Below are 25,568 nucleotides of genomic sequence, written 5' to 3' on the forward strand. Positions count from 1 at the left end.
GTCAGTTGACCGTCACCTGACCCAGCGCCGGTTTCTGTTCCCGCGCCTGGTTCTGTGGCGCATAGACCTGGGTGAAACGCACCGGCGGCAAGGTGAACTGACCCTTCTGGGAGAAGCGCACCAAATGTCGCAGGCGCAACTCGCCACTGAGGGCATCGACCGGTACCGCGTAGGCCATCTGGCCCGGCTCGAAGCGCGCCTTTTCCAGGGAAGTTGGCTCGCTGTCGGCCTTGCCCATCAACTGGATGCCCCACGTGGTGCGCTCCACATCGGCGCCCGGTGGCAACGGCACTTCGAGCATGCCGTAGCGCAGCGGTGTCGCGGCCTTGCTGTTGATGATCACTTCATCCAGGTAGAGGGCGTCGCTGGACAACGGCTTGTTGCCCACGGCTTCAAGCTTGAACGTGAAAGCCTCGTCGCCCGGCACCAGGCGCGACAGGCGACGGGTGATGGACACCGCCATCGGCGCGACGGGCGCTTGCTGACTCTGGAAGCTCAATGCCGCTTGCAACGGACGCTCCTGGGCGCCGCTGAGCGTCAGCAAGGTCGGCAACTGCGCGCCCTGCCATTGCCAGTAGGTTTCACCCGTGGCGCCTTGCTGGGCTTTCCAACCTTCCCCCGGCGTCAATGCCACGGCCGGCGCGGCCTGTTCGATGCTGCGTTGCAGCCAGGTCAGGGCCAACGCGCGTTCCAAGGTGGATTGCTGCGGCAGCACGCGCTCCAGCAATGCACTGGCGCGGGCCTGATCGAAGCCCTGCAACGACAGCAGCAGTGCTTCCACGAACGGCTGCGAGCTCAGCTCCAACTGCTGTTGCGCGGCCTCGGCCTGACGGCTGAACGCTGCGGGCAACGGCACCTTCGCCTGCTTGGCGAGGGATGCGGTCAGCACCCGGGCGCTGGCCAGGCCGAGGGCCGAATCCGGCGCGTACATGACCAGGCTGTCTTCACCGCTGTCCAGCACGCTCTCGGTGCTGTCTTCACTGGCTTTCGCCAGGTCGTCCATCAGCCCGCTGAGCAAGGTATTCACCGGCAGTTGCATCTGCTTGGCGAACGACAGGATCAACGCCCGCTGCAACAGCGGCGTGTCAGCGGCCTGCTTGGCATAGACCTCCAGCACCCGCTGCCAGTGTTCCGCCGGCAGGTTCAGGTCCAAAGCCTTGCTGGCGTGCCAGTCGGCGTAATAGGCATAAGCGGTGAGGAATGCATCCGGCTCGCCGTCCTGGCCCCACCAGGTGAAGCTCGCCGACGGCCCGGCCATCTGCACCAGGCGCAAGCGGCTGTTCTGCATGATCAACCGCAAGCGGTCGCGGATCTGCGGGTTCGACGCCAGGGTTGGATACGCGATGCTCAATGGCAACAGGCGGCTGGCCGTCTGCTCGACGCCGCCGTACGGGTAGCTCAGCAATTCGTCCAGGGCAGAACGGAACAGCGCTTGCGGGCTATCGTCCAGGCGCAGGCGGATATCGCTGGCGTCGGCCGGCAGGTTCAGTGGTGTGTCGCCGCCGGCCACATCGAGGCGCTGGCCCTGGGTGACTTGCCAACCGTTGCCGATGGCATTGAGGTGCATGGCCAGGGCGTCCTGGGTCTCACCGTTCAACTGCAACTGGACGCTCAAGTCGCCGCTGCTCAGTTCCAGGGCCGGCAACGCTACGTAGTTGATGCCATTTTTCAGTTCCGCCACCACGCGCTGTTCGGCGCCGGCGTAGCGGATCAGCAGCTCGGCTTTCAAAGGTTTCTCGGACTGGCTGAAAGCGAACAGGCCCAATTGCGGCTTGTCGCCCACACGGAAGCGGGTCGGGCCGCTCCACTTCAGGTACAGCGGTTTTTCCGACGCGATGAATTGCTTCTTCTGACCGACCTGGCCGTCGTCCGCGATTGCCTTGGCGGTGATGCGCCAGCGGGTCAAGGAGTCAGGCATCTTGAAGGTGAAGCGGGCCTTGCCGTTGGCGTCAGTGACCAGCTCCGGTTGCCAGGCTGCGGTGTCGACATCTTCGCGACGCGGCCGCTCCAGCACCTTGACCCCGCGCTCGCTGCGGTTGGCCTTGCCCGGCGCGCCGGGGCTGCCCGGCAGTGCCACGTCGTAGCTGATGAACGACAGGCTGGCGCTGGTGCGCACGTTGTTGCGGCGCGGGTGATAGAAGAATTGGTCGATGGTTGGCGCGACTTCCGGTTGCAGCGCGTAGACCATCTCATCGACAACGCTGACGGTCAGGTGCGCCGGGATCGCCTTGCCTGCGAACTGGGTGCCCAGGTCGACGGTCACCGTGTCGCCGGGGCGATAGGTCGCTTTGTCGGTGGTGATCGCTACGTCGATCTGCGGCGCGACGACCTTGATGCCTGCGTTCTGGAAACTGTACTGGCCGCCCTTGGTGTACAGCACGGAGAAGGTCAGGTTCGGCGCGAAATGATCCTTCACGGCGATGCGTGCGCGGTACTGGGTATCGCTGAGTTTTTCCATCTTCAGCCAGTCGGCGCCCTTGGAGAGCATCGCGGTGGCCTCGACCTTGTCCCGCTCCAGTGACAACAGCGCGTCGCTGACCGGCTCCGGGAAGGTGATCAGCGCCAGGGCTTCGTCACCGGTCTTGTACTCGGCTTTATCGAGGACGATTTCGACCGTGCCCGGCACGGCCTTGATGCCTTCGCCCGTCACCGCATGGCTGGTCGCGCCGATGGCCCGGCCATGGTCGTCCTTGAGCGTGAGGTTGTAGGTGCCGGGACGGTCGAAGGTCAGGCTGAAGCCCTTGTCGTTGGCGGCGAGCTTGCCTTCGCCGGTGGTCTGGTCTTCCAGACGCACCCAGGCGTAGCTGCCCGGTGTCACGGCCTTGCTTTGTTCGCTGCCCCCTTCGTTGGCGTAGCTGAACGCGACTTTCTCGCCGGCTGCGCTGAAACGTCGAGGCGCGCCCAGGCGGAAATTCGCCGCGCCACGGTCGATGAGGATTTCCTTGGTGGTCTTGACCCGATACGCCGCGCCATCACTGGCGAACACCGTGAGCGTGTAGCGGCTCGGTTTGTCGGCGGCCGGCAAATCGAGCGTGGCGTTGCCCTTGTCATCGGTGGTCACTTCGCTGCTGGTCAGCTCGACCGGGAATTGCCCAAGGTATTGCAGCTCGTTATCCACCATCGACAACTGCTGGGCCCGCAGGCTCAGGCTGACCTTGGCGTTCGCCACTGGCTTGCCGTCCGGGTACAGCAGCACCAGATTGCCCTTGACCGGCTCACCGGTGCGGTAATCCTGCTTGGCCAGGTTCAGCGCGATCTCGAAGTGCGGCTTGATGTATTCGGCCACGCGGAAGGCGCTGCTGTAGAGCTGGTCCTTGTAGCTGAAGCGCAATTCATAACCACCGGCCACGGCATTTTCCGGCAGTTGGAAACGACCTTGTGTACCGGCCTTGGAATCGAGCTTCAGGGACAGGGTTTGCAACGCCGTGCCGGTGGCATCGAGCACGCTGACGTTGACGTCGGCGGCCGCTGGTTGCACCGAGTCGCGGGCGTTCTTGAACTCGCGACCGACGATTTTCAGCGACACCCAATCTCCTGGCCGGTACAGCGGCCGGTCGGTGAAAGCGTAGAGTTTGGTGTCGTAGATTTCGCTGTCGTAGTAAAAGTTTTCCGAGACGAATACCCCGCCCTCTTCGTCTTCACCGATGACAAACGAACGCTCCGGGCTGACGTGCTTGAGACGCACCAGGCCGTCTTCATCAGTGGCACCGCTGCTCATCACGCCCAGGCCGTCGGTCCACAACACATTGACCTTGGGTACCGAGCGCCCTTCATGCTTGCGCGCGGCCCAGACCAGCAATTCGTCCCCGGCGATCTTGCTTACGGCCACGGTATTGGACACGAAAACCATGGTGGTCGCGCGGTATTTGCCAATCAGCGCTTCCACCAGGTACAGGCCCGGTTTCAACTGCCCCAACGGCACGTAGACGTTACCCGGCGCGACGCTGACGAACTCGCTGGACGAACCGGCCAGGTTGACGCCGGCTGGCGGCTGGATCGGCTTGGCCTGCCACAGCGGATAGCGGAACTGGCTGACCACCGGCAAACCGGGGATCAAGGCGAATTGTGCCGGCGCATCGTATGGCGTCGGCGCGATCAGGGCGTTGCCGATCTTCAGCTCCGGCACCTCTTCGGTAACCTGCTGGCGGGATTCGTAGGAGAACGCCCGCTGCATCACGCGACGGGATTTGCGGTACCAGTTGTCCCACAGGTACGCGAGGGTGTTGGACAGGCCTTCACCCTTGAACTGGCCGTCGCTGACCACCCTGTGGAGGTTCTTTTGGCGCTTGAGGAACTCCAACGGCTTTTCGATCCGATAGACCCGGATATCAGCACCGCCGTAGGGCTCCATGCGAAACCGTCGGTAATCACGCCCCGGGGCTTCGAGGCGGACCATCGCCTGCTCGTCGCTGGCGAAGCTGCTGTCGGCGAGCAGGAAAAAGCTTTCGCCGGACACCGGCGTATAGCCGCTGGGCTCCACGGTGTCTTCGGCATTCACGAGGGGCGCCAACAACAGAGCAAACAGCAGGGGCAGTTTCGAACACAAGCGCAGCATGCGGGCACCGGTCATTGGGTGAGAAAGTTGAGTCGATAGACGCCGATGAAGTTGGGGTTGGCTGCGTCGGGTATCCATCGGGTGTCCTTCCAGTTCATGAGTTGTTGCAGGCTTGCGGAGCGCATGCCGTTGTCGGTTGGGGTGGTGGTGCCGGTGTGATAGGCGATGTAGCGGCCCATCCAGATCATCAAGTGTTGATCGTCGCCCTGATCGAAGAACATCAGGTCGCCGGGGCGGGCCTGGGTGACATCCCGGCCCACCAGGCGGCTGTTGAACTGGATCAGCTTGATCGCATTGACGTAGGGCCCGATCTTGCCGCCGCCCTGTTGCCATTGCTGGGCGAGACGCCGTTGCGCATCGCTGAGGGGCAGTTCCGGCGGCAGGTAGCGATTGGACAAGCCATTGCTGCGCAGCCATTTTTCATCGTGGACCTTGAGCGCTTCGTTGGCCGCGAAACGCACCAGCCCGGCGCAGTCCTGCTGGTACCAGCGCGGGCTCGGGCCTTTGGTCAGCTGTTCCTGGGCGATGCGCACGAACCAGGCGCGAAAGACCTGGGATTGCTGTGCATCCAGCGCCGGCGCCTCGACGGCAAGCGCCGGCCCGCCGAGCAGCAAAGCCAGCAGCAACGCCCATGCGCGGTTGCGAATCAATCCCGTCACAGCGCTTTCCATTCCAGCGGCAACCACTGCCAGCGACCGTCCGGCTCGCTGCCTTCAGGCAATGTCAGGGCGTATTTGCCATAGCCACCGAGGGTGCGCAGTTTAGGGATCAGATAGGTTTGCGCGGCGTTGTAGAACACCGGCTCCATGTCTTGAGGCAGGCTGTCGAGGGTTTCGCGTTGCATCAGTTGCGCCATGGAATCCGGGCCGAAGTAGACCGGCATCAGCAAGTCCTTGGGCACCACGTCGGCCATGGGCGGGAAGCGCTTGTCGAGGGTACCGAGGGCTTTGTCGACCAGCTTGTCATCAAGGGAGAACAGCAACGTCGAACCGTGGCGCGCCAGGCTCACGCGCATGAACGCCTTGCCGGTGATCGCTTCAGGCTGCTCCGCCTCTTTGGCCGCGTAAGGGCCGAAGTTGGTGCTGACCTGGCGTTGCCATTGGTGCGTCGAACCTTGTTGTTTCTCTACCACCGGGAACGCGTGTTCAGCGACGTTGTTTTCATACGCCCCCACCATCGAACCAAACAGGTTGCCCAAATCGGCGTCGAGCTTGCCATCGTCTTCGTTCAGGCTCGCCACCAGCAATGGCGTGTACAGGCGAGAATCGGCGTACCAGCACAGGCCCGCCGCGCCCGCCACATGATCAACCATGGCCTGGGCGGCTTTTTCCTCGGCGCCCAGTTTCACCAGCAACGGTTTCTGCTGCTCGGCGGCCAGGGGCAACGCTACGCAGGCGCTGGCGCCCATGGGCATGGCTTGCCAGATCGGCTTGAAATCGAAGTCCGGCTGGTTTTCCAGTTCGTCCATGGCCAAAAAGCTGTGCCAGCCCTTGTCGTCCATGTCGAAGCGCAAGCCGGCGAAGTTCGGGATGAAACGCTGGTAGCCCATGGCAAGCACACTGGCGTTGACCGAGATGCGCTGCTTGACCTCGGGTGCCTTGGCCGCCAGGCCGAATGCTTCGGGGAAGAGTTTTTCCCCCGCCAGCAGGACTTCTAAGGCCTGGGTCGAAACCATGCCGGCTTCATCGGTAGGGCCATGGCCTTGGTCGTACAGCTTGCTCGGGTTGGAGAGCACGACGAGTTTGTCGCCGTGGGAGGCGAAAACCAGGGATTTGCTGGCGTTATAGCTCAGTTGATAGAGCGCGACCTCATCGCCGCTCACCTTCAGGTCGCCGAGCTTGCTCAACTGGGTGTCATCCAGGGCGACTTTCGCCAGCGGTTCCAGGACCTTGGCCAACCCGCCGCGATCCATCACCAGCAGGAAATCCTTGAGACGACCGTCCGCCCCGCGCCACAAGGCCACGTCCGCCGGCTGGTCGAAAAGCTGCTCGATCAGGCTGTCCTGCAGCTTGAGGTCATGCTCGTAGATGATCCGGCGCAGGCTGCCGATCAGGCCGAGACGGTCGGCGTGGGCTTCGTAATAGAAGACAAAATCTTCGGTGAGCGTGGCCTTGAGAAACGGCACCGTTAACAGGTCCTTGGGCAACTGGCTCAGGGAATGCGCCTCGATCAAGCCGTCGGGACGACTCACGCCGAGTTTTTCCAACGCCAGCGCCATGGGCGGGGCCTTGGGCTTGGTCATGAACCAGCCCAACCCGGCGGCAGCGCCGGCCACCAGGCACAGCCCGATCAGAATCGCCGGCCAACGGCGCCCAGGTTTGGCGACAGGTGTCGGCGTGGTCGGGGAAGCAGTGTTGTCGCTCATATTCACAAGGGCCTATTCATCCGTGGAGCGGAGTACTTAGTAGTTGAACGTCTTGACCAGCAGCAGATCGCCAATGGCGCGCAGGGGCACGACAAAGGTTTCGCGTTTTTCATCGACGGTGTTTTCGTTGAGCACCAGGTTGATCTGCGAGGTGATTACCTCGTTCTGGTTGCTGGCTTCGTCGAAGTTGTAGCCGCCGCTGCCGTAGTTGCCCCAATAGTTCACGTACACCAGGTAAGTGCCGTGCATGGGTGCGGTCATGGTGAACATCTCGGGGCCGGGGCCGTCGACGCCGTCCGGGTCGAGGCCGCCGCCGTTGGTCAGGGCCGGCCGGCCGAAAAAAGCATGTTGGCCGTCGGGTGTGACGATATGCAGGTCGAGTTCGGCTTTCGGATCGTCCCAGCCCAGCACCACGCGGATTTGCGCCGGAGTGCGCAAGTTGTTGGCTTCATAGAATTGCACGCGCTTGAGGGACTGGCCTTCGGAGCTGCGCACCTCGACGCTGTTGGAGCCGGCGCCAAACGCGTACGGCCGGGCGAAACGCCCCTCGTCATCGGTGTAGAGATTCAGCGGGTTGCCGTTGACCGACAGGCTATGGGGCTGGCGCGCCGTGCCCATGTCCTTGATCCGGCCTTCGATCATCGTGCGGTTGCGCTGCACGCCCCGATCGATCGGTGGCGTGGGGTAGGCGACTTGCGGGTTTTGCGTGCGATCGAGCAAGCCGTGGTAACGCCAGCCGCCGACCGGCTCCGACATTTCAGCCGAAGGCCCGGCCCACGCCAGCGGCGCGCCGAGCAGCACGATCAACAATGAAAGAAAACGCACTATGCCTCCTGCCATGCACGACGCAACCCGGCGCCCTTCCTCGGCGCTGCTTGTCATTGTTCGGGTTTCGTCTGAAGGCCCCGTCGCAAGAGGGCCGTAGATGGCGCGAAGAGTAGCCATTTGACGGATTTTTCACAATCGGGGGACGCGCGATTCTGTGTGGGAAATCACGTATCGAAGCTGATGTGAGCCGAATACGGAACCCGACGTCACTTCTGACGAAGTCCCGTGGCGAGGGAGCTTGCTCCCGCTGGGCTGCGCAGCAGCCCCAAACCCGCCGTGTTGATCCAGTTTGCGACCGCTGCGCGCGCGAGCGGGAGCAAGCTCCCTCGCCACAAAAGCACTGGATCATAGCCTGCGTTACCCCGCCCTGATTTGCCCGAGCACCCCATGTCTGCTAGTGTCGCGCCGGTTTAACAGTCAACCGGAATAGCCGCCATGGCCCGCAAAAAAGCTGCATTGGATTTCGAACAATCTCTGGCCGACCTGCAGACGCTGGTCGAACGCCTGGAGAACGGCGAACTGTCGCTGGAAGACTCGCTGACTGCTTTCGAGCAAGGTATCGGCTTGACTCGCGACTGCCAGGCAGCGCTGGCCCAGGCCGAGCAGAAGGTACAATTGCTGCTCGAACGCGACGGCGAGCTGACCGAAGAACCTTTCGACGCGGAACAGCCTGAATGATCGGCGCCTATCAGGCCAGCAGCCAGGCCCGGGTCAATGCTGCACTGGAGACCCTGTTCAGCGCCCCGAGCCCGGAACTGGCGCGCCTGTACGAAGCCATGCGCTACAGCGTGATGAACGGCGGCAAGCGCGTGCGCCCGCTGCTGGCCTATGCCGCGTGCGAAGCCCTTGGCGGCGTGGCCGAGCAGGCCAACGGCGCGGCCTGCGCGGTCGAGCTGATTCATGCCTATTCCCTGGTGCATGACGACCTGCCCGCCATGGACGACGACGACCTGCGTCGCGGCCAGCCGACAACCCACAAGAAATTCGACGAAGCCTGCGCAATTCTTGCGGGCGACGGTTTGCAGAGCCTGGCTTTCAGCGCCCTGCTGGACCCGACCCTGAGCGAATGCCCGGCGCAGGTTCGCCTGGACATGGTCAGCGCCCTGGCGTTGGCGGCGGGCCCGGCCGGCATGGTGGGCGGCCAGGCCATCGACTTGGGTTCGGTGGGCCTGAAGCTGGATCAGAGCGCGCTGGAATACATGCACCGGCACAAGACCGGCGCTCTGATCGAGGCCAGCGTCCGGCTCGGCGCCCTGGCCAGCGGTCGGGCCACGCCGGAACAACTGCAAGCCTTGCAGACCTACGCCCGGGCCATCGGCCTGGCGTTCCAGGTTCAGGACGATATCCTCGACGTCGAAAGCGATACCCAGACCCTGGGCAAGCGCCAGGGTGCCGACATTGCGCGCGACAAGCCGACCTATCCGGCCTTGCTCGGCCTCGATGCAGCCAAGGCCTACGCCCTGGAACTGCGCGACCAGGCCCTGGCCGCGCTGCGACCCTTTGACGCGGCGGCCGAACCGTTGCGCGATCTGGCGCGTTATATCGTCGAACGACGCAGCTGATCCACGGTCAACCCATTTAAGTGCGTATCGGCCAAGTTCCGGCCGACGCGTGGGCAGCTTGCGATGCATAAGGTAAACTGCCGCCTCTTTCTATACCTATAACGATTCGCCTGATGCCCACGACGTTTCAAGAGATCCCCCGCACACGCCCGACCACGCCCCTGCTGGACCGCGCCAACACGCCGGACGGCCTGCGTCGACTGGGTGAAGCCGAGCTGGAGACCCTGGCCGATGAGTTGCGCCTGGAACTGCTCTACACGGTCGGCCAGACCGGTGGGCACTTTGGCGCGGGCCTGGGTGTCATCGAGCTGACCATCGCGTTGCACTACGTCTTCGACACACCGGACGACCGGTTGGTGTGGGACGTCGGGCACCAGGCGTATCCGCACAAGATCCTCACCGGTCGTCGCGACCGCATGGGCACGTTGCGCCAGAAGGACGGTGTCGCCGCCTTTCCGCGCCGCTCCGAGAGCGAATACGACACCTTTGGCGTCGGTCACTCCAGCACCTCCATCAGCGCCGCCCTGGGCATGGCGATTGCCGCCCGCCTGCAAAACAGCGAGCGCAAGGCGATTGCCGTGATCGGCGACGGTGCACTGACCGCAGGCATGGCCTTCGAGGCGCTGAACCATGCGCCGGAGGTCAACGCCAACATGCTGGTGATACTGAACGACAATGACATGTCGATCTCGCGCAACGTTGGCGGATTGTCCAATTACCTTGCGAAGATCCTCTCGAGCCGCACCTACGCCAGCATGCGCGAAGGCAGCAAGAAGGTCCTGTCGCGCCTGCCGGGCGCCTGGGAAATCGCCCGCCGCACCGAAGAATATGCCAAGGGCATGCTGGTGCCCGGCACGCTGTTCGAGGAGCTGGGCTGGAACTACATCGGCCCCATCGACGGCCATGACCTGCCCACGCTGATCGCCACCCTGCGCAACATGCGCGATCTCAAGGGCCCGCAGTTCCTGCACGTGGTCACCAAGAAAGGCAAAGGCTTCGCCCCGGCGGAAGTCGACCCGATCGGTTACCACGCCATCACCAAGCTTGAACCCCTGGATGCCCCGGCCGCCGCGCCGAAAAAGACCGGTGGGCCGAAGTATTCCGGCGTGTTCGGCCAATGGCTGTGCGACATGGCCGCCGCCGACCCGCGCCTGGTGGGCATTACCCCGGCGATGAAGGAAGGCTCCGACCTGGTGGCGTTCAGCGAACGCTACCCGCAGCGTTATTTCGACGTAGCGATTGCCGAACAACATGCCGTGACCCTTGCGGCCGGCATGGCCTGCGAAGGCGCCAAGCCGGTGGTGGCAATCTATTCGACTTTCCTTCAACGCGGCTATGACCAACTCGTCCACGACGTGGCTGTGCAGAACCTCGATGTGCTGTTCGCCATCGACCGCGCCGGGCTGGTGGGCGAAGACGGCCCGACCCACGCCGGCAGCTTCGACTTGTCCTACCTGCGCTGCATCCCGGGCATGTTGGTGATGACGCCGAGCGATGAAAACGAACTGCGCAAGATGCTCACCACCGGCCACCTGTTCAATGGCCCGGCGGCAGTGCGCTACCCTCGCGGCACCGGCCCGAACGCGACGATCGAGGCTGACCTTGAGCCCATCGAGATCGGCAAGGGCGTGATCCGCCGTCAAGGCAAGCAAGCGGCCCTGTTGGTGTTTGGCGTGCAGTTGGCCGAAGCCTTGAAAGTCGCCGAAAAGCTTGATGCCACCGTGGTGGACATGCGCTTTGTCAAACCCCTCGACGAAGACCTGGTGCGCGAGATGGCCGACAGCCACGAACTGCTGGTGACCATCGAGGAAAACGCCATCATGGGTGGTGCCGGCGCCGCGGTCAGCGAATTCCTGGCGCGGGAAAACATCCTCAAGTCGGTATTGCACCTTGGGCTGCCGGATCTCTACGTCGAACACGCCAAGCCTGCGCAAATGCTGGCCGAATGCGGGCTGGACGAGGCGGGGATCGAAGCGGCGGTGCGACTGCGGTTGCAGCTGTTGGGCCTGTAACTCTTCAGACCACACGGCCCCCCTGTGGGAGCGAGCCTGCTCGCGATAGCGGTAGACCAGTCGATGCTGTGCTGACTGACCTACCGCTATCGCGAGCAGGCTCGCTCCCACATTGGTTTCTGTGTGGACCACGAAATCATGGAACACCGATGAAACGCCGCCTCGCCCTCGCCCTCGCCCTGCTCCCCACCCCCGACCTGCTGGCCAATACCTTCGAACGCGACCAAGCCCTCAAGCTGCCCGACATCCTCATCAGCGCCAACCGCCAGGTAGAGGCCCGCAACGACAGCAGCGCCGCCAACACGGTATTCACCCGTGACGACATCGACCGCCTGCAACCGGCCAGTGTCACCGACTTGCTCAGCCGCGTGCCGGGCGTGCAAGTGGCGCCATTGGGCGGGCGCGGCAGCCTGCCGGGGATTTACATCCGCGGCACCAAGTCGGCCCAGAGCCTGGTGTTGGTGGACGGCCAGCGCATCGGCAACGCCACCTCTGGCGACAGCAACCTGCAACGCCTGAATATCAACCAGATCGAGCGGGTAGAAGTGTTGCGTGGCTCGCGCTCGGTGATCTACGGCGCCGATGCGGTGGGCGGGGTGATCCAGATCTTCACACGGCGCGGCAACGATCAAGGGCTGCGACCACGCCTGCGCCTGGGTATTGGCAGCCACCAGACCTGGGAGCGCAGCGTGGGCATGTCCGGAGGCGACGAGCAGACGCGTTTCAACCTCGGCGCCAGCCTGGACGAAACCGCAGGAAGCAATCGGACCCACGAGTCCTACGCCAGCGACCGAGACGCCGACGCCAACCGCAACCGGTCCTTCAGCCTGAGCTTGAGCCATGCCGCCAACGACGATCTGGAGCTCGGCCTGAACCTGCTGGATAACCGTGGCAAAAGTGAATACGACAACCCGTTCGGCCGCTTCGACCCCAGCACCTTCGAGTCCTTGCCCCAGCAGCCGTACAGCGAGTTTGCGGTGAGCAGTTTCAGCAGTTACGCGGACGCTCGGATCAACGACGCCTGGACGTCCCGCCTCGAACTGAGCCACAGCGAGAACCGTGAGAAAACGTTCGACAAGCTCAGTGATGTTCGCGAAGTCTTCAACACCTACCGCGATTCGGTGAATTGGCAGAACGACGTGACACTGGACGAGCGCAACAGCCTGATCGTGGGCGGCGACTGGTATCAAGACCGGGTCAATAGCAGCACGCCGTTCGAGGAAGACAGCCGCTGGAACCGCGCGGCGTTTATCCAGCATCGCTTCCAGGCCGAAACCTTCTCGACAGAGTTGGGCCTGCGCCGCGACCAGAACCAGCAATTTGGTGGCCAGAACAGTTGGAGCGGCACCTTCACCTTGCCAGTGAACTCGGACAACGACGTATTGCTGACCTACAGCGAAAGCTTTCGCGCCCCCACATTCAACGACTTGTATTACCCGGACTTCAGCAACCCAGACCTGAAACCCGAAACGGCCAAGAGCTACGAAGTGCAATGGCGCAGCCAACTTAGCGACAGCGCCCGCCTGGAGGCTTCGCTGTACCGCACGGACCTGGAGGACGCGATCATCTTCGGCAGCGGCTCACGCCCGCAGAACGTTGCGTCGGCGCGGATCAATGGTTTCGAAGCGGCCTTGCGGCAGGAATTGTTCGGTTGGCAGGGCAACCTGGGCCTGACCTTCATCGACCCACGGGACCGTGACAGCGGCCACACCCTGGCCCGCCGCGCTCGTCGCACGTTGAGCCTGGACCTGGACCGACAATTCGATCGCCTGGGTTTCGGCGCCACCTGGCAAGCGGTGAGCAGCAGCTATGACGACGAAAACAACCGCAATGCCCTGAGCGGCTATGCCCTGCTCGGGTTGCGCGGCAGTTGGGCGCTGAGCCGGGAAGTGAAGTTGGAGATGAAGGTGGATAATCTGTTGGACAAAGGTTACAGCCGGGCGCTGTATAGCCATGGGGTGTTGCAGCACGGGTATCGGGAGGAGGGTCGGGCGTGGTTGTTTGGGGTGACCTGGACCCCGGAATTTTGATCCAGAATCTGTTGTGCCTGGGCCGACCCCATCGCGAGCAGGCTCGCTCCCACAATTTGACTCGATGTGAATCCAAAATCAGCGGCGCTACGAATCCTTGTGGGTGCGAGCTTGCTCGCGATTGAAGGCACCGCGGTCTACCGGTCGGGCGCAATCAACCCGCACAGCCGCGCTGTCGCCTCGATCATCTGCCCACTGGGCCGCTCCAGCCCTTTGTCATCCACCAGCAAAAGTCGCCCCTGCGCCACCGGCCAGGCTTTCCAGGCATCGAGCTGTGCCTGATCCGTGGCGAGGATCATCTGCGGCTGGCGCTGGAGTACCGATTCCACACTCACTTGCGGCGCCGGTACGCTCAGGTCGGCGAACACATTGCGCGCGCCGCATATCGCCAAGGCGTCACTGATGATCTGCCCACCGCCGACGGTATACAGCGGCCGGTCCCAGACCTGATAGAACACCGGCACAGGCCTCTCCCGTCGGTAGCGTTGGCGTAGCGCCTCCAGGCGCTGGCGCAGTTGCGCCGCTCGCTGCACGCCCCGCTCCGGGCGGCCGAGTTGGGTGGCTATATCTTGAATTTGCGTAATGAGTTGATCGAGATCGTGGGGCTCGGCGATGTAGATCGGGATGCCCAACGCCTTGAGCTGCTGGCGCTGGGCCGGGCCCACGCTGCCTGGCCAAAGCAGGAGCAGATCGGGCTTGAGGCTGAGCAGGCGCTCCATATCCAGTTGGCCGTAACGCCCAACGGAAGGCAGCTCTTTGAGGGCCGGCGGACGTTCACCACCGTCCAACACACCCACCAGCAGGTCAGCGGAGTCCAGCTCAACGACTATTTCAGAAAGCGAGGGCGCCAGGCTGACAACGCGCGAAGCCGCCATCGTCGAGGCGCTGGCGGCCAGCAGGAGGACCGCCAGCCAGAGACGCATCAACCGAGCTGACGCGGGATGCGATACAGGTAGAACAGCACGGCGGTGGATAACGCCAACAGCATCAGCGGCACCGCTTCGAGGCCGACGAATACCGCCAACGCGCCAATCCAGGCCGGCAGGCCTGCCACCAGGAAAGCTGCACGACGCCGGGCTGCCAGGGTGATCCAGGCCTCGGGTTCTCCAGGCGTATCGAGGGATTTATGCGTGGCGATCAGGGCGTTTTTATAGCCGCCGAAAAACCGCAGGCTGACAAACATCGACGCCACGCCGGCGATGAACAGCGGCATCGCCAGCACCGGCAGGATCGCCTCGCCCTGACCAAATACCGTGTTGATCACAAATAATGGCAGCAAGGCCAGCGCCAGGTACTGCCACCAACTGACGGCCAGCCGCCGCCGAACCTGGCCGCGCGTCACGCCCGGTCGACCTCGCCCTGGTGCTCGTTGCCCATCATGTGGTCGAGTTTGCTGGCTTTGGTCGCCAGGTAGAGCTTGTTGTGAGGGTTGTGGCCGGTGTGCAGCGGCACGCGTTCAGCCACCGCGATGCCCATGTCGGTCAGTGCCTTGACCTTGCGCGGGTTGTTGGTCATCAACCGCAAGGCCTTGACGCCCAGGTGTTCCAGCATCGGCAGGCAGATGCTGTAATCGCGCAAATCGGCGGCGAAGCCGAGGCGCTCGTTGGCTTCCACGGTGTCGGCCCCGCCGTCTTGCAATTCATAGGCACGGATCTTGTTCAACAGGCCAATGCCACGCCCTTCCTGGCGCAAATACAGCAGCACGCCGCGACCTTCACGGGCGATGGCTTGCAGCGCGGCTTCAAGCTGCGAGCCGCAATCACAGCGCTGGCTGAACAACGCATCGCCCGTCAGGCATTCGGAGTGCAGGCGACCGAGTACTGGAGCGCCGTCGGCGAAATCACCCAGGCTCAGCACGACGTGCTCGCGACCGGTGGCTTCATCGAGAAAACCATGCATGGTGAATTGAGCAAAAGGCGTTGGCAGCTTGGAAGCGGCAACAAAAACGACAGGCACCGGTGTGCTCCTGATCTAGTACTGGAGATTCGCAGAGGCGGGCATTGTAACAGCACGATCCGATGGGCGCTTAGGCTGAATTATCACGCATAACCATCGAAAAGTTTGATCACAACTTCGGTGGTTTGCCGTGCTCGTCGAAGGGATAGGGTTGATTCCAACGCTCGAAAATCGGTTTCAGCTCACCGCTCTTCACTAACACTTCCATGCGTCGGTCAAACAGCGCACGCAGCACGCGACCGTTTTCGTTGTCGGCGAAGCCCAGGTACAGCGGTAGATTGATCAGCGGCGACATTTTGAATTGCTGGGGATCGTCGGCCTTGGCGAGCACCTCCTCGATCTCCATGGAAGCATCAATATAAAAATCGGCACGGTCATGGGCCAGCATCGGCAGGATTCCCACGGCGCGATGAATTTCGTTGAAACGTCGTACGTTGGGCAGGTAGTTGTCGTACTCGTAGCCGCGCATCCACACCAGTCGATAGTTGCCGATGGTGGCTAACGTTGGGGACGGCTTGGAGGCCAGTCCGAGGGCATAGATATGATCAACATCGTAGTGCCACTTTGGGTAAAGCACTCCTGCGGACTCATTCCGATAGGCGCCGACCTGCACATCGACCTCGCCGCGCTGCACCAACCCGATCGAGCGCGTGTAGGGCACGCTACGGGTTTCCAGCTTGACGCCTTCGGGCTCGAATACCGCGCGCAAAAGCTCCCACCCCATGCCCTGCCCATCGGCCTGTGTGTAATCGGCCCACTCTTCACTGGCGGCGCGAATCTTGCCGGGCAGCGGCGCCGACTCGGCCACCCGAACGCCGAACAACGCTCCGATACACAGCAACAGCAAAAGTGCGCGGCTTACGCCCATGCCTCGTTCCCTCAGGTGAAACACCACACCAACCCTTGCATTGCAAGCCAGGCAAAAACGCCGGCCAACACGTCGTCGAGCATGATGCCGACACCCCCGTGTACCTTCCGGTCGATCCAGCGGATCGGCCATGGCTTGAGGATATCGAAGAAGCGGAACACCAGGAAACCGGCCAACAGCCATTGCCAACCTTCAGGCACCAGCCACAAGGTGATCCACATGCCGACCATTTCGTCCCAGACGATGCCTTCGTGGTCGTGTACCCGCAGGTCATCCGCCACTTTGCCGCACAGCCAGAAGCCGAACAGCATGGTGATGCCCAGCATCAGCCAGTAGCCCCAATCCGGCAACATCTGCCACAACGGTATAAAGGGTAGCGCAACCAGCGAGCCCCAGGTGCCCGGCGCCTTGGGCAAGGTACCCGAACCGAAGCCGAACGCCAGGAAATGCCAGGGATTGCGCCAGACCGAGGGCGGAACGAATTCGGCCGGTACCTGGTTGGGATGATCTGTCACGGTGTCTCCCCAAAATGTTGATAGCCCCGTGTTTGCGGGGTGATGTCGCGCCCGAGGTCGTCAACCAGCATGACGCCCTGCCCCTGCGTGACACTGCCGACCACATGGATCGGCCAGCCTTCGGCCAGAAGTGCCGACAATCGGACCGACGGCAGGGTGAACAGCAATACATAGTCGTCCCCACCACTCAGGGCGGCGTGTTGCGCGCCTGACAGGCCGAGCAGCGCCATAAGTGCATTGGACAGCGGAAGCCGGTCACGTTCAACCGTCAACGCCACGCCGGACGCCAGCGCGATATGCCCACAGTCCGCCAGCAGGCCGTCGGAAATGTCCATCGCCGCGCTGGCCTTGCCCCGCAGTGCCAGGCCGAGGTCGATCTGCGGTCGCGGCGCCCAGTAATGGCCCAGCAATGGCTCGGCGACTGCAGGCTCAGCGCTGCGCTGGCCGAGGACCAGCGGCAACGCGCCGGCGGCATTGCCCAGCTCACCGCCGACACACAGCAGATCGCCGGGCTGCGCGCCGCCGCGGGTCAAGGCCTGGCTGGACGGGACGCGGCCGAACACGGTCAGGGTCAGGCTCAGGGGCCCCCGCGTGGTATCGCCGCCCACCAACGCGACGCCGCATGCCCGGGCCATCTGACTCAAACCCTGGGCATAGGCTTGCAGCCAATCGGCGGCAACCATCGGCAAGGTCAGGGCAAGGGTAAAGGCGAGAGGGCTCGCGCCCATGGCGGCCAAGTCACTGACCGCCACGGCCAGCGAGCGCTGGCCGAGCAGGAACGGATCGCAAGGATCCGGGAAATGCACACCGGCGACCAGCGTGTCGGTGGAAACCGCCAGCTGTTCCCCGGGAGGGACGGCCAGCAAGGCGCAGTCGTCGCCGATCCCCAGCGCAACGCCCTCGCCGCCCTGCGCGCATGGCGCAGCGGCGAAGTAGTTACGGATCAGCTCGAATTCACCCATAGTCAGTCGTCACAAACGCCAATCAGCGCTTGAACGCCTTCACTTCGGCTTCACGCAGGCGCGGGGCGAGCTTGTCGAGCACACCGTTGACGAACTTGTGGCCGTCGGTGGAACCGAAGACTTTCGCCAGCTCGATCCCTTCGTTGATTACCACGCGGTACGGCACGTCGACGCGCTGCATCAGCTCCCAGGTGGACAAGCGCAACACGGCGAGCTCGACTGGGTCCAGCTCATCGATGGTCAGGTCCAGGCAAGGTGCCAGTGCGTTGTCGATTTCAGTCTTGTGGGCGGGGACGCCGTGCAGGATCTCGCGGAAGTACGCACCATCGACATCACTGAAATCGTTATCGACGCGAAACTGCGCTTCGATCTCGTTCAGCGATTGCTTGGCCATATGCCACTGATACAGGGCCTGGGTCGCGAGCTGACGGGCTTCGCGGCGCTTGACGCTTTTCGAAGGCTTGCCGGCGTCCGCAGGCTTTGGATCGCGCGGGTTGAAACGATCGCTCTCGTCGCTAATCACTTGGCCTCCAACTGCGCCAGCAGGCTGACCATTTCCAGGGCGGACAAGGCAGCTTCGGCACCTTTGTTACCGGCCTTGGTGCCGGAACGTTCGATGGCTTGCTCGATGGAATCAACGGTCAGCACGCCGAAAGCGACCGGCACGCCGAACTCCATGGACACCTGGGCCAGGCCCTTGGTGCATTCGCCGGCCACGTATTCGAAGTGCGGAGTACCGCCACGAATGACCGCACCGAGGGCGATGATTGCCGCAAATTCGCCCTTTTGGGCGACTTTCTGCGCAACCAGCGGGATTTCGAAGGCGCCAGGCGCACGGATGATGGTGATGTCGCCTTCGCTCACGCCATGGCGAACCAGCGCATCCACCGCGCCGTCGACCAGGCTTTCAACCACAAAGCTGTTGAAACGGCCGACTACCAGCGCGTAGCGGCCCTTGGGGGCGATGAAGGTACCTTCGATGGTCTTCAGGGTCATTCGTCAGATCTCTTAAAGAGCCGGAGCACGTTCGATACGCGCTCCTCAGTGATATTAGCCACGAATACAGGGCGGGAAATCCCGGGCCATTATTCGGAGGGCACGTATTCTACAACTTCCAGGTCGAAACCGGATATCGCATTAAATTTCATCGGCGCGCTCATCAGACGCATCTTGCGCACGCCCAGGTCGCGCAGGATCTGCGAACCGGCACCGACAATGCTGTAGGTGGTCGGCTTTTTCACCGGTTGCTGCTCGGTGGTCTCACGGATGTGGGCCAACAGCACGTCACCATCGAGTGGATGCCCGAGCAACAGCACCACGCCGCTGCCCGCCTCGGCCACGGCGGCCATGGCCGCGCGCAGGCTCCAGCGGCCCGGTTGCTTGACCATCAGCAGGTCGCGTAGAGGGTCCATGTTATGCACGCGGACCAGGGTCGGCTCTTCAGCACAAACAGTGCCCAGGGTCAGCGCCATGTGCACGTCGCCTTCCACCGAGTCGCGGTAGGTCACCAGGTTGAACTGGCCCAGTTCGCTGTCCAGCGGCTGCTCGGAAATCCGCTGAACGGTACGTTCGTGGATCATTCGGTAGTGAATCAGGTCGGCGATGGTGCCGATCTTGATGTTGTGCTCGGCGGCGAACGCTTCCAGCTCGGCGCGACGGGACATGGTGCCGTCGTCGTTCATCACTTCGCAGATGACGCCGGCGGGCTCGAAGCCGGCCATGCGCGCCAGGTCGCACGCCGCCTCGGTATGGCCGGCGCGGGCCAGGGTGCCGCCGGCCTGGGCCATCAACGGGAAGATGTGGCCGGGGCTGACGATGTCTTCGGCCTTGGCGTCGGCGGCCGCGGCCGCTTGTACGGTGCGCGCGCGGTCAGCGGCGGAGATACCGGTGGTCACGCCCTCGGCGGCCTCGATGGACACGGTGAACTTGGTGCCGAAGCCCGAGCCATTGCGCGGCGCCATCAGCGGCAGCTTCAGCAGCTCGCAGCGTTCGCGGGTCATCGGCATGCAGATCAGGCCACGGGCGTGCTTGGCCATGAAGTTGATGTGTTCGGCCTTGCAGCATTCGGCGGCCATGATCAGGTCGCCTTCGTTCTCGCGGTCTTCGTCATCCATGAGGATGACCATCTTGCCTTGGCGGATGTCTTCAACCAGTTCTTCGATGCTATTGAGCGCCACGCGGCACCCCCTTGGGTCAGGATTTGAGGTAGCCGTTAGCGGCCAGAAAGCTTTCAGTGATATTGCCGGCTGCTGGCTGCGCGGCCTTGTCGCCCAGCAGCAGACGCTCCAGATAGCGGGCCAGCAGGTCGACCTCCAGGTTGACCCGACGACCAGGCCGGTACGAGGCCATGATGGTTTCGCTCAGGGTATGGGGGATGATCGTCAGCATGAACTCAGCGCCGTCCACCGCGTTGACCGTCAGGCTGGTGCCATCGACGGTGATCGAGCCTTTATGGGCGATGTACTTGGCCAGCTCTTTCGGGGCCCGGATACGAAACTCCACGGCCCGGGCGTTATCGGTACGCGAGACCACTTCGCCGACACCGTCGACGTGGCCGCTGACCAGGTGCCCGCCGAGGCGCGTGGTCGGCGTCAGGGCTTTTTCCAGGTTGACCGGGCTGCCACTCTTGAGATCGTTCATCGCGGTACAGTCGAGGGTTTCGCGGCTGACGTCAGCCAGGAAGCCATTGCCGGGCAGCTCGACGGCAGTCAGGCAGACGCCGTTCACGGCGATGCTGTCGCCCAACTTGACGTCGCTCAGGTCGAGCTTGCCGGTTTCGACATGCACCCGCACATCGCCGCCCTTGGGGGTGAGTGCGCGGATACTGCCGATGGATTCGATGATGCCGGTAAACATGGAGTCCTCCTCGAGAACGGGCCGCCGCTTGAGCGAAAGCCGGGAATTATACGCTGGCCGATGAAACGGGAACGGCGATGACTCGCCAGTCATCGCCCACGGCGCGGATTTCGGTGATTTTCAGCGGCGCGGCGTCCTTCATCTGCGCCAGCGGCCAGTCCAGCAGCGGTCGCGCCGAGGAGCCCAGAAACTTGCCGGCGATGAAAATCTGGAACTCGTCCACCAGGCCCTGACGGGCAAAGGCTCCCGCCAGGCGCGGGCCGGCTTCCACCAACACTTCGTTGACGCCTCGGGCCGCCAACTCCGCCAACAGGCGGCGCAGATCGACCTGACCGTCGTCACCCGCCACGATCATGCATTCGGGGCCGTTGGCGTACTGTTCTTCCACCGCCATGCAGGTAGCGACGAGCGCCGGGCCCGCCCTGAAAAACGGCGCATCCAGCGGCACTCGCAAGCGGCCGTCCACCAGCACCCGCAGCGGCGGACGGCTCATGGACAGCGCGGTCTGCTCGGCGTCCAGCCCGAGCTCGTCGGCACGCACGGTCAGCCGGGCATTGTCCGCCAGCACCGTATCGGCGCCGGTCAGCACCACGCTGGCCTGGGCCCGCAGGCGTTGTACCGCCGAGCGCGCGGCGGGGCCGGTGATCCACTGGCTCTCGCCACTCTCCATGGCGGTGCGCCCATCAAGGCTCATGGCGAGCTTGACCCGCACGAACGGCAGGCCATGTTCCATGCGCTTGAGGAAACCTTCATTGAGCTTGCGCGCTTCGCCTTCCAGCACGCCGCTTTCTGTGGCGATGCCGGCCTGGGCCAGCCGCTGCAGGCCGCGCCCGGCGACTTCCGGGTTCGGGTCTTGCATCGCGGCCACCACCCGCGCCACCCCGGCGGTGACCAACGCATCGGCACAGGGCGGTGTGCGCCCATGGTGGCTGCACGGTTCGAGGGTCACGTAGGCCGTGGCGCCCCGGGCATTTTCACCGGCGGCGCGCAGGGCATGGACTTCGGCATGGGGTTCGCCAGCGCGGATGTGCCAGCCTTCGCCGACGACTTCGCCGTCCCGCACGATCACGCAACCCACCCGTGGGTTGGGATGGGTCGTGTAGTGACCGCGTCGCGCCAATTCCAGGGCGCGGGCCATGTAATGGGCGTCGAGGACGGCTTGTTGCGCCGGGCTGGTCATTCTTTCACCGGCTCGCGGGCCAGGCGGTCGATTTCCTCGCGGAACTCATTGAGGTCCTGGAAACGCCGGTACACCGAGGCGAAACGGATGTAGGCCACTTCATCGAGCTTCTGCAGCTCGGCCATCACCAGCTCGCCGACCACCAGGGATTTGACCTCGCGCTCGCCGGTCGCCCGCAGCTTGTGCTTGATGTGCACCAGCGCGGCTTCCAGGCGTTCGACGCTCACCGGGCGTTTTTCCAGGGCGCGCTGCATGCCGGCGCGCAGTTTTTCTTCATCGAACGGCTGGCGACTGCCGTCGGTCTTGATCAGGCGCGGCAACACCAGCTCAGCGGTCTCGAACGTCGTGAAACGTTCGCCGCAGGCCAGGCATTCGCGGCGGCGGCGGACCTGTTCGCCCTCGGCGACCAGTCGCGAGTCGATGACTTTGGTGTCGTTGGCACCGCAGAAGGGACAGTGCATGGTGGGCAGGCAACAAAAAAAGGGAGGGCCATGGTAGCGCATCCCACTGGCAAGACAAGCCATAGGGTTTACGGTATACAGACGGGCTTAACGCCAGATCCATCGAATTCACCTTGCTGGAGCCACCCATGCCGCTACGATCCATTGTTTTGCTCAGTCTCTTCAGCCTGCTGATGGCGTGCAGCAGCGACGCCCCGAAACCCGCCGCGCCAGCCCCGGCGCCCGCGCCTAAACAGGCTCAGGAAAAGGCCCGCCAAGCCACCGAGCTTGGGCCGCTGCCGGCGCATCAGCGAGAACTAAGCGGTACCTTGCAAGGCGTGCCGGCAGGGGCCGAGGTGGAACTGGCGCTGCTGGTGATCGATGACAAGGATCGCCCGCAGCAACTGCTCGCCAGTTCCAGCCTGATCGGCACCAACCAGGCACTGCCCTTCCGCCTGCGCTTCAACCCCGAAGCCTTCCCCGTTGGCGCCCGCGTGGAACTGCGCGGCCGGGCCAGCCAGTCGGGCCAGTTGATCCTGCACCTGCCGGAGCAACGCATCAGCCAACCGACCACCCAGGCGCTGGGCGTCCTGCAATTCGTCAAAGCGCCATGAGGCCACCGCAGGACCTGCAACAAGCGCTGGACGAGTTACTTGGCGATGCACGTTTGGTGGCCTGTGCGCTGCCGGACACAGACTTGAAGCTGTGGTTGATCGACGGCGACAACATGGACCGAGCCTTCAGCCCGGAAGAAACCCGGCGCATCCTCCACGAGCCGCCGTATTGGAGCTTCTGCTGGGCCAGCGGCCTGGCGATGGCGTGCTATCTGGCCGAACAGCCACAATGGGTCGAGGGCAAGCGAGTGCTGGATTTCGGTGCCGGCTCCGGCGTGGCGGGCATTGCGGCGGTCAAGGCCGGGGCGCTGGAAGTGGTGGCCTGCGACCTGGATCCGCTGGCGCTTGCCGCGTGCCAGGCCAATGCAGTGCTTAACGGCGTGACGTTGGGTTATTCGACGGATTTTTTCGCCGAGGCTGATCGCTTCGATCTGATCCTCGTCGCCGACGTGCTCTACGACCGGGCGAACCTGCCGCTGCTGGACCAGTTCCTCAGCCGTGGCCGCGAGGCACTGGTGGCGGATTCCCGGGTGCGGGACTTCCAGCATCCGCTGTACCGACGCATCGAAATGCTCGAGGCCATGACCTTGCCGGACCTGGCTGAGCCGGAGGAGTTTCGGCATGTGAGCCTGTACCACGCGCGGCGCTTGTCTTAAAGCATCGCGAGCAGGCTCGCTCCCACATAGAACTCTGTTCAGTTCATGAAAAATGCAGGCAGCATAAAACACGGTGGGAGCGAGCCTGCTCGCGATAGCGGTCTATCAGGCGCCGCAAGCCCCCGCTTTCAGCCACCCCCACCAAGCCGTATAGTTGCCCCATTCAAGCGTTCTACGAGATTCCCCATGACCCAGGACACGTCTTACATCTTCGACGCCACCACGGCCGATTTCGACCAGTCGGTGATCGCCAACTCTTTTCAAAAACCGGTGCTGGTGGATTTCTGGGCCGAGTGGTGTGCGCCCTGCAAGGCACTGATGCCCATGTTGCAAGGTATCGCCGAGAGCTATCGGGGCGAACTGCTGCTGGCCAAGGTCAACTGCGACGTCGAGCAAGACATCGTCGCCCGCTTCGGCATTCGCAGCCTGCCGACCGTGGTGCTGTTCAAGGACGGCCAGCCGGTGGACGGCTTCGCCGGGGCTCAACCGGAATCGGCGGTGCGGGCGATGCTCGAACCCCATGTGCAGATGCCGCCTCCAGCCGCAGCCGACCCTTTCGAACAGGCCCAGGCGCTGTTCGATGAGGGCCGCTTCGCCGATGCCGAAGCCGTGCTCACCGTGTTGCTGGGCGAAGACAACACCAACGCCAAGGCGCTGATCCTTTACGCACGTTGCCTGACCGAGCGCGGCGAGCTGGGCGAGGCACAAACAGTGCTCGACGCCGTGAAAAGCGATGAACACAAGGCCGCACTGGCTGGCGCCAAGGCGCAGATCCAGTTTCTCGGCCTGGCCAAGGATCTGCCGGACGCCGCCGACCTCAAGGCGCGGCTGGCGAAAGATTCTCAGGACGACGAGGCGGTGTATCAACTGGCGATCCAGCAACTGGCGCGCCAGCAGTACGAGCCAGCGCTCGAGGCGCTGCTCAAGTTGTTCATCCGCAATCGCAGCTACAGCGAAGGCCTGCCCCATAAGACGTTGCTGCAAGTGTTCGAACTGCTGGGCAACGATCACCCGCTGGTGACGACCTACCGTCGCAAGCTGTTCGCCGCGCTTTACTGACCGATCCAGCTGTAGAGCGGCGTATCCCCGCCGCTCAGCACCTTGACCTCGGCGCTGTGGCGCAGGCGCACCAGCAAGCGCTTGCCTGACGAGGCGCTGCCGGTCAGGCTCTCAAGCTGTTCGAGCAAGTCCGGGCCGCTCAGTTGCCCGGCCTTGCGCAACAACTCCCGGGCGATCTGCCACTGGGCGTCATCCTGATTCGTCGACTTGGCGGGCGCCGCCGCCGCGCCTTCGGACTTGGCCACTTGCAATCGCGCGCCGAGCTGCGCCCAGTCGCCTTCATCCATCTCTATCGTCAAGTCCACCGGCCAATCACCGACCGTCCCGCGTATCCGCAACATCAGCGTGCTCCTGAAGATTTCATCTGCCCATGCTCCCATGGGCCTTGCGCGACGCCAAGCAGATGGTCAAACTCCTCGCACTATCGTTATAAGATTACATAACCTTTCTGGAGATTCGTCATGCGTCGTTTGCTTCTTGCCCTGCCATTCGCCCTGCTGCCATTGGCTGTCGCTCACGCGGCGGTGGAGCATGACCACGATCATGAGCATGATCACGAGCACGGCAGCCTGGGCGCCCATGAGCACGGCGTCGCCCGGTTGAATGCGGCCCTGGATGGCCAGACCCTGGAATTGGAATTGGAAAGCCCGGCGATGAACCTGGTGGGCTTCGAACACGCCGCCAGCAGCGATGCCGACAAAGCCAAGGTCGCCGCCGTGCGGGCGCAGCTGGATAAACCCCTGGCGTTGTTCAACCTGCCGGCCGCCGCCAAGTGCACCGTGGCCCAGCAGGAATTGGAAAGCCCGTTGTTCGGTGATGAGCCGGACCACGAAGACCACGACGAAGAGGCAGATGGCGACGAGCACCATGGCGAACACAGCGAGATCCATGCCGACTATCAATTCACTTGCACGGCCCCTGGCGCCTTGAAGAACCTGGATCTGGCGACACTGTTCAAAACCTTCCCGGCCACGCAGAAAATTCAGGTACAACTGATCAGCCCGAGCGGCCAGCAAGGCGTGGAAGTGACGGCCAAGGCGCCAGCGTTGAAATTCTGATTCACCGCAAAAACCATGTGGGAGCGAGCCTGCTCGCGAAGGCGCCGGCACA

Annotated in this window: 25 protein-coding genes; 8 read left to right on the plus strand and 17 right to left on the minus strand. The window is 63.4% G+C overall.

The window, feature by feature from the left end; translation table 11 throughout:
• Position 1 precedes the first annotated feature (1 nt).
• The 4 genes from J3P76_RS22380 to J3P76_RS22395 are packed head-to-tail and all read right to left on the minus strand — an operon-like array spanning position 2 to position 7,748.
• Entirely contained in the window at positions 2 to 4,570 is a 4,569-nt protein-coding gene (locus tag J3P76_RS22380) for an alpha-2-macroglobulin family protein (RefSeq protein ID WP_434702049.1), read from the minus strand.
• Entirely contained in the window at positions 4,567 to 5,226 is a 660-nt protein-coding gene (locus J3P76_RS22385; RefSeq protein WP_420767564.1) for a DUF1175 domain-containing protein, read from the minus strand. Before J3P76_RS22385 ends, J3P76_RS22380 begins: the two co-directional genes overlap by 4 nt.
• Positions 5,211 to 6,920 (minus strand): DUF2138 domain-containing protein, encoded by a 1,710-nt coding sequence (locus J3P76_RS22390; protein ID WP_434701256.1) that lies wholly within the window; start codon positions 6,918 to 6,920, stop codon positions 5,211 to 5,213. Before J3P76_RS22390 ends, J3P76_RS22385 begins: the two co-directional genes overlap by 16 nt.
• Positions 6,921 to 6,956: 36 nt before the next feature.
• The gene (locus J3P76_RS22395) at positions 6,957 to 7,748 is read right to left on the minus strand and encodes a YfaP family protein (protein WP_420767584.1); all 792 of its coding nucleotides are present in this window, start codon (positions 7,746 to 7,748) and stop codon (positions 6,957 to 6,959) included.
• A 435-nt stretch (positions 7,749 to 8,183) separates the two neighbouring features.
• On the opposite strand from J3P76_RS22395, the gene J3P76_RS22400 reads away from it, so the two are divergent.
• The 4 genes from J3P76_RS22400 (at position 8,184) to J3P76_RS22415 (ending at position 13,352) form a co-directional block, all read left to right on the plus strand.
• Complete coding sequence (locus tag J3P76_RS22400; protein WP_003185917.1) at positions 8,184 to 8,426, plus strand: exodeoxyribonuclease VII small subunit; 243 nt, start codon at positions 8,184 to 8,186, stop codon at positions 8,424 to 8,426.
• Positions 8,423 to 9,310, plus strand: coding sequence for a (2E,6E)-farnesyl diphosphate synthase (gene ispA, locus J3P76_RS22405; protein WP_420767562.1), 888 nt, complete (start codon positions 8,423 to 8,425; stop codon positions 9,308 to 9,310). The genes J3P76_RS22400 and ispA overlap by 4 nt, the downstream gene beginning before the upstream one ends.
• Before the next feature lie 113 nt (positions 9,311 to 9,423).
• Positions 9,424 to 11,322, plus strand: coding sequence for a 1-deoxy-D-xylulose-5-phosphate synthase (dxs, locus tag J3P76_RS22410; protein ID WP_434609290.1), 1,899 nt, complete (start codon positions 9,424 to 9,426; stop codon positions 11,320 to 11,322).
• Between the two features lie 149 nt (positions 11,323 to 11,471).
• Complete coding sequence (locus tag J3P76_RS22415; protein ID WP_434609287.1) at positions 11,472 to 13,352, plus strand: TonB-dependent receptor domain-containing protein; 1,881 nt, start codon at positions 11,472 to 11,474, stop codon at positions 13,350 to 13,352.
• A 137-nt stretch (positions 13,353 to 13,489) separates the two neighbouring features.
• Here the strand turns inward: J3P76_RS22415 and J3P76_RS22420 are convergent, their stop codons facing one another.
• The 12 genes from J3P76_RS22420 to nrdR all read right to left on the minus strand — a co-directional run bounded on the left by J3P76_RS22420 (position 13,490) and on the right by nrdR (position 22,150).
• Entirely contained in the window at positions 13,490 to 14,275 is a 786-nt protein-coding gene (locus tag J3P76_RS22420; RefSeq protein ID WP_434562080.1) for a cobalamin-binding protein, read from the minus strand.
• Entirely contained in the window at positions 14,275 to 14,694 is a 420-nt protein-coding gene (locus tag J3P76_RS22425) for an MFS transporter (RefSeq protein ID WP_434609285.1), read from the minus strand. The genes J3P76_RS22420 and J3P76_RS22425 overlap by 1 nt, the downstream gene beginning before the upstream one ends.
• Positions 14,691 to 15,308, minus strand: coding sequence for a GTP cyclohydrolase II (gene ribA / locus J3P76_RS22430; RefSeq protein WP_420767557.1), 618 nt, complete (start codon positions 15,306 to 15,308; stop codon positions 14,691 to 14,693). The genes J3P76_RS22425 and ribA overlap by 4 nt, the downstream gene beginning before the upstream one ends.
• A 109-nt stretch (positions 15,309 to 15,417) precedes the next feature.
• Positions 15,418 to 16,176, minus strand: a complete 759-nt coding sequence (locus J3P76_RS22435) for a substrate-binding periplasmic protein (protein WP_420767556.1) — start codon at positions 16,174 to 16,176, stop codon at positions 15,418 to 15,420.
• An 11-nt stretch (positions 16,177 to 16,187) separates the two neighbouring features.
• Positions 16,188 to 16,691, minus strand: coding sequence for a phosphatidylglycerophosphatase A family protein (locus J3P76_RS22440; protein ID WP_420767555.1), 504 nt, complete (start codon positions 16,689 to 16,691; stop codon positions 16,188 to 16,190).
• Complete coding sequence (gene thiL / locus J3P76_RS22445) at positions 16,688 to 17,653, minus strand: thiamine-phosphate kinase (protein WP_434701257.1); 966 nt, start codon at positions 17,651 to 17,653, stop codon at positions 16,688 to 16,690. The genes J3P76_RS22440 and thiL overlap by 4 nt, the downstream gene beginning before the upstream one ends.
• Before the next feature lie 22 nt (positions 17,654 to 17,675).
• Positions 17,676 to 18,176 carry a transcription antitermination factor NusB gene (gene nusB, locus J3P76_RS22450; RefSeq protein ID WP_039594265.1) on the minus strand — a complete coding sequence of 167 codons (501 nt, stop codon included), beginning with the start codon at positions 18,174 to 18,176 and terminating at the stop codon, positions 17,676 to 17,678.
• Entirely contained in the window at positions 18,173 to 18,649 is a 477-nt protein-coding gene (ribH, locus tag J3P76_RS22455; RefSeq protein WP_039594266.1) for a 6,7-dimethyl-8-ribityllumazine synthase, read from the minus strand. The genes nusB and ribH overlap by 4 nt, the downstream gene beginning before the upstream one ends.
• A gap of 89 nt (positions 18,650 to 18,738) precedes the next feature.
• A complete protein-coding gene (gene ribBA, locus J3P76_RS22460; protein ID WP_420767553.1) occupies positions 18,739 to 19,830 on the minus strand; it encodes a bifunctional 3,4-dihydroxy-2-butanone-4-phosphate synthase/GTP cyclohydrolase II in 1,092 nt (363 codons plus the stop codon).
• A gap of 16 nt (positions 19,831 to 19,846) precedes the next feature.
• Positions 19,847 to 20,509, minus strand: coding sequence for a riboflavin synthase (locus tag J3P76_RS22465; protein WP_434701259.1), 663 nt, complete (start codon positions 20,507 to 20,509; stop codon positions 19,847 to 19,849).
• Between the two features lie 46 nt (positions 20,510 to 20,555).
• Positions 20,556 to 21,689 carry a bifunctional diaminohydroxyphosphoribosylaminopyrimidine deaminase/5-amino-6-(5-phosphoribosylamino)uracil reductase RibD gene (gene ribD / locus J3P76_RS22470; protein ID WP_434609279.1) on the minus strand — a complete coding sequence of 378 codons (1,134 nt, stop codon included), beginning with the start codon at positions 21,687 to 21,689 and terminating at the stop codon, positions 20,556 to 20,558.
• The gene (nrdR, locus tag J3P76_RS22475) at positions 21,686 to 22,150 is read right to left on the minus strand and encodes a transcriptional regulator NrdR (RefSeq protein WP_013694316.1); all 465 of its coding nucleotides are present in this window, start codon (positions 22,148 to 22,150) and stop codon (positions 21,686 to 21,688) included. Before nrdR ends, ribD begins: the two co-directional genes overlap by 4 nt.
• A gap of 128 nt (positions 22,151 to 22,278) precedes the next feature.
• Here nrdR and J3P76_RS22480 point away from each other — a divergent pair, with 128 nt between their 5' ends.
• From J3P76_RS22480 to trxA, 3 genes are all read left to right on the plus strand, one after another.
• Positions 22,279 to 22,743 (plus strand): YbaY family lipoprotein, encoded by a 465-nt coding sequence (locus tag J3P76_RS22480; RefSeq protein ID WP_420767550.1) that lies wholly within the window; start codon positions 22,279 to 22,281, stop codon positions 22,741 to 22,743.
• Positions 22,740 to 23,399: a class I SAM-dependent methyltransferase gene (locus J3P76_RS22485; RefSeq protein WP_434701260.1), complete on the plus strand. Its 660-nt coding sequence runs from the start codon at positions 22,740 to 22,742 to the stop codon at positions 23,397 to 23,399. Before J3P76_RS22480 ends, J3P76_RS22485 begins: the two co-directional genes overlap by 4 nt.
• Positions 23,400 to 23,585: 186 nt before the next feature.
• On the plus strand, positions 23,586 to 24,458 hold the full coding sequence (gene trxA, locus J3P76_RS22490) for a thioredoxin (RefSeq protein WP_434701261.1): 873 nt from the start codon (positions 23,586 to 23,588) through the stop codon (positions 24,456 to 24,458).
• On the opposite strand, the gene J3P76_RS22495 is transcribed toward trxA, so the two are convergent.
• Positions 24,452 to 24,799 carry a hypothetical protein gene (locus J3P76_RS22495; RefSeq protein WP_434675447.1) on the minus strand — a complete coding sequence of 116 codons (348 nt, stop codon included), beginning with the start codon at positions 24,797 to 24,799 and terminating at the stop codon, positions 24,452 to 24,454. The two genes, trxA and J3P76_RS22495, sit on opposite strands and share 7 nt — an antisense overlap.
• A gap of 120 nt (positions 24,800 to 24,919) precedes the next feature.
• Between J3P76_RS22495 and J3P76_RS22500 the strand changes: the two genes are divergently transcribed.
• A complete protein-coding gene (locus J3P76_RS22500) occupies positions 24,920 to 25,516 on the plus strand; it encodes a DUF2796 domain-containing protein (RefSeq protein ID WP_434562068.1) in 597 nt (198 codons plus the stop codon).
• Positions 25,517 to 25,568: the final 52 nt, after the last annotated feature.

The sequence above is a fragment of the Pseudomonas sp. D1-36 genome (genome assembly GCF_051132205.1).
GTDB lineage: Bacteria > Pseudomonadota > Gammaproteobacteria > Pseudomonadales > Pseudomonadaceae > Aquipseudomonas.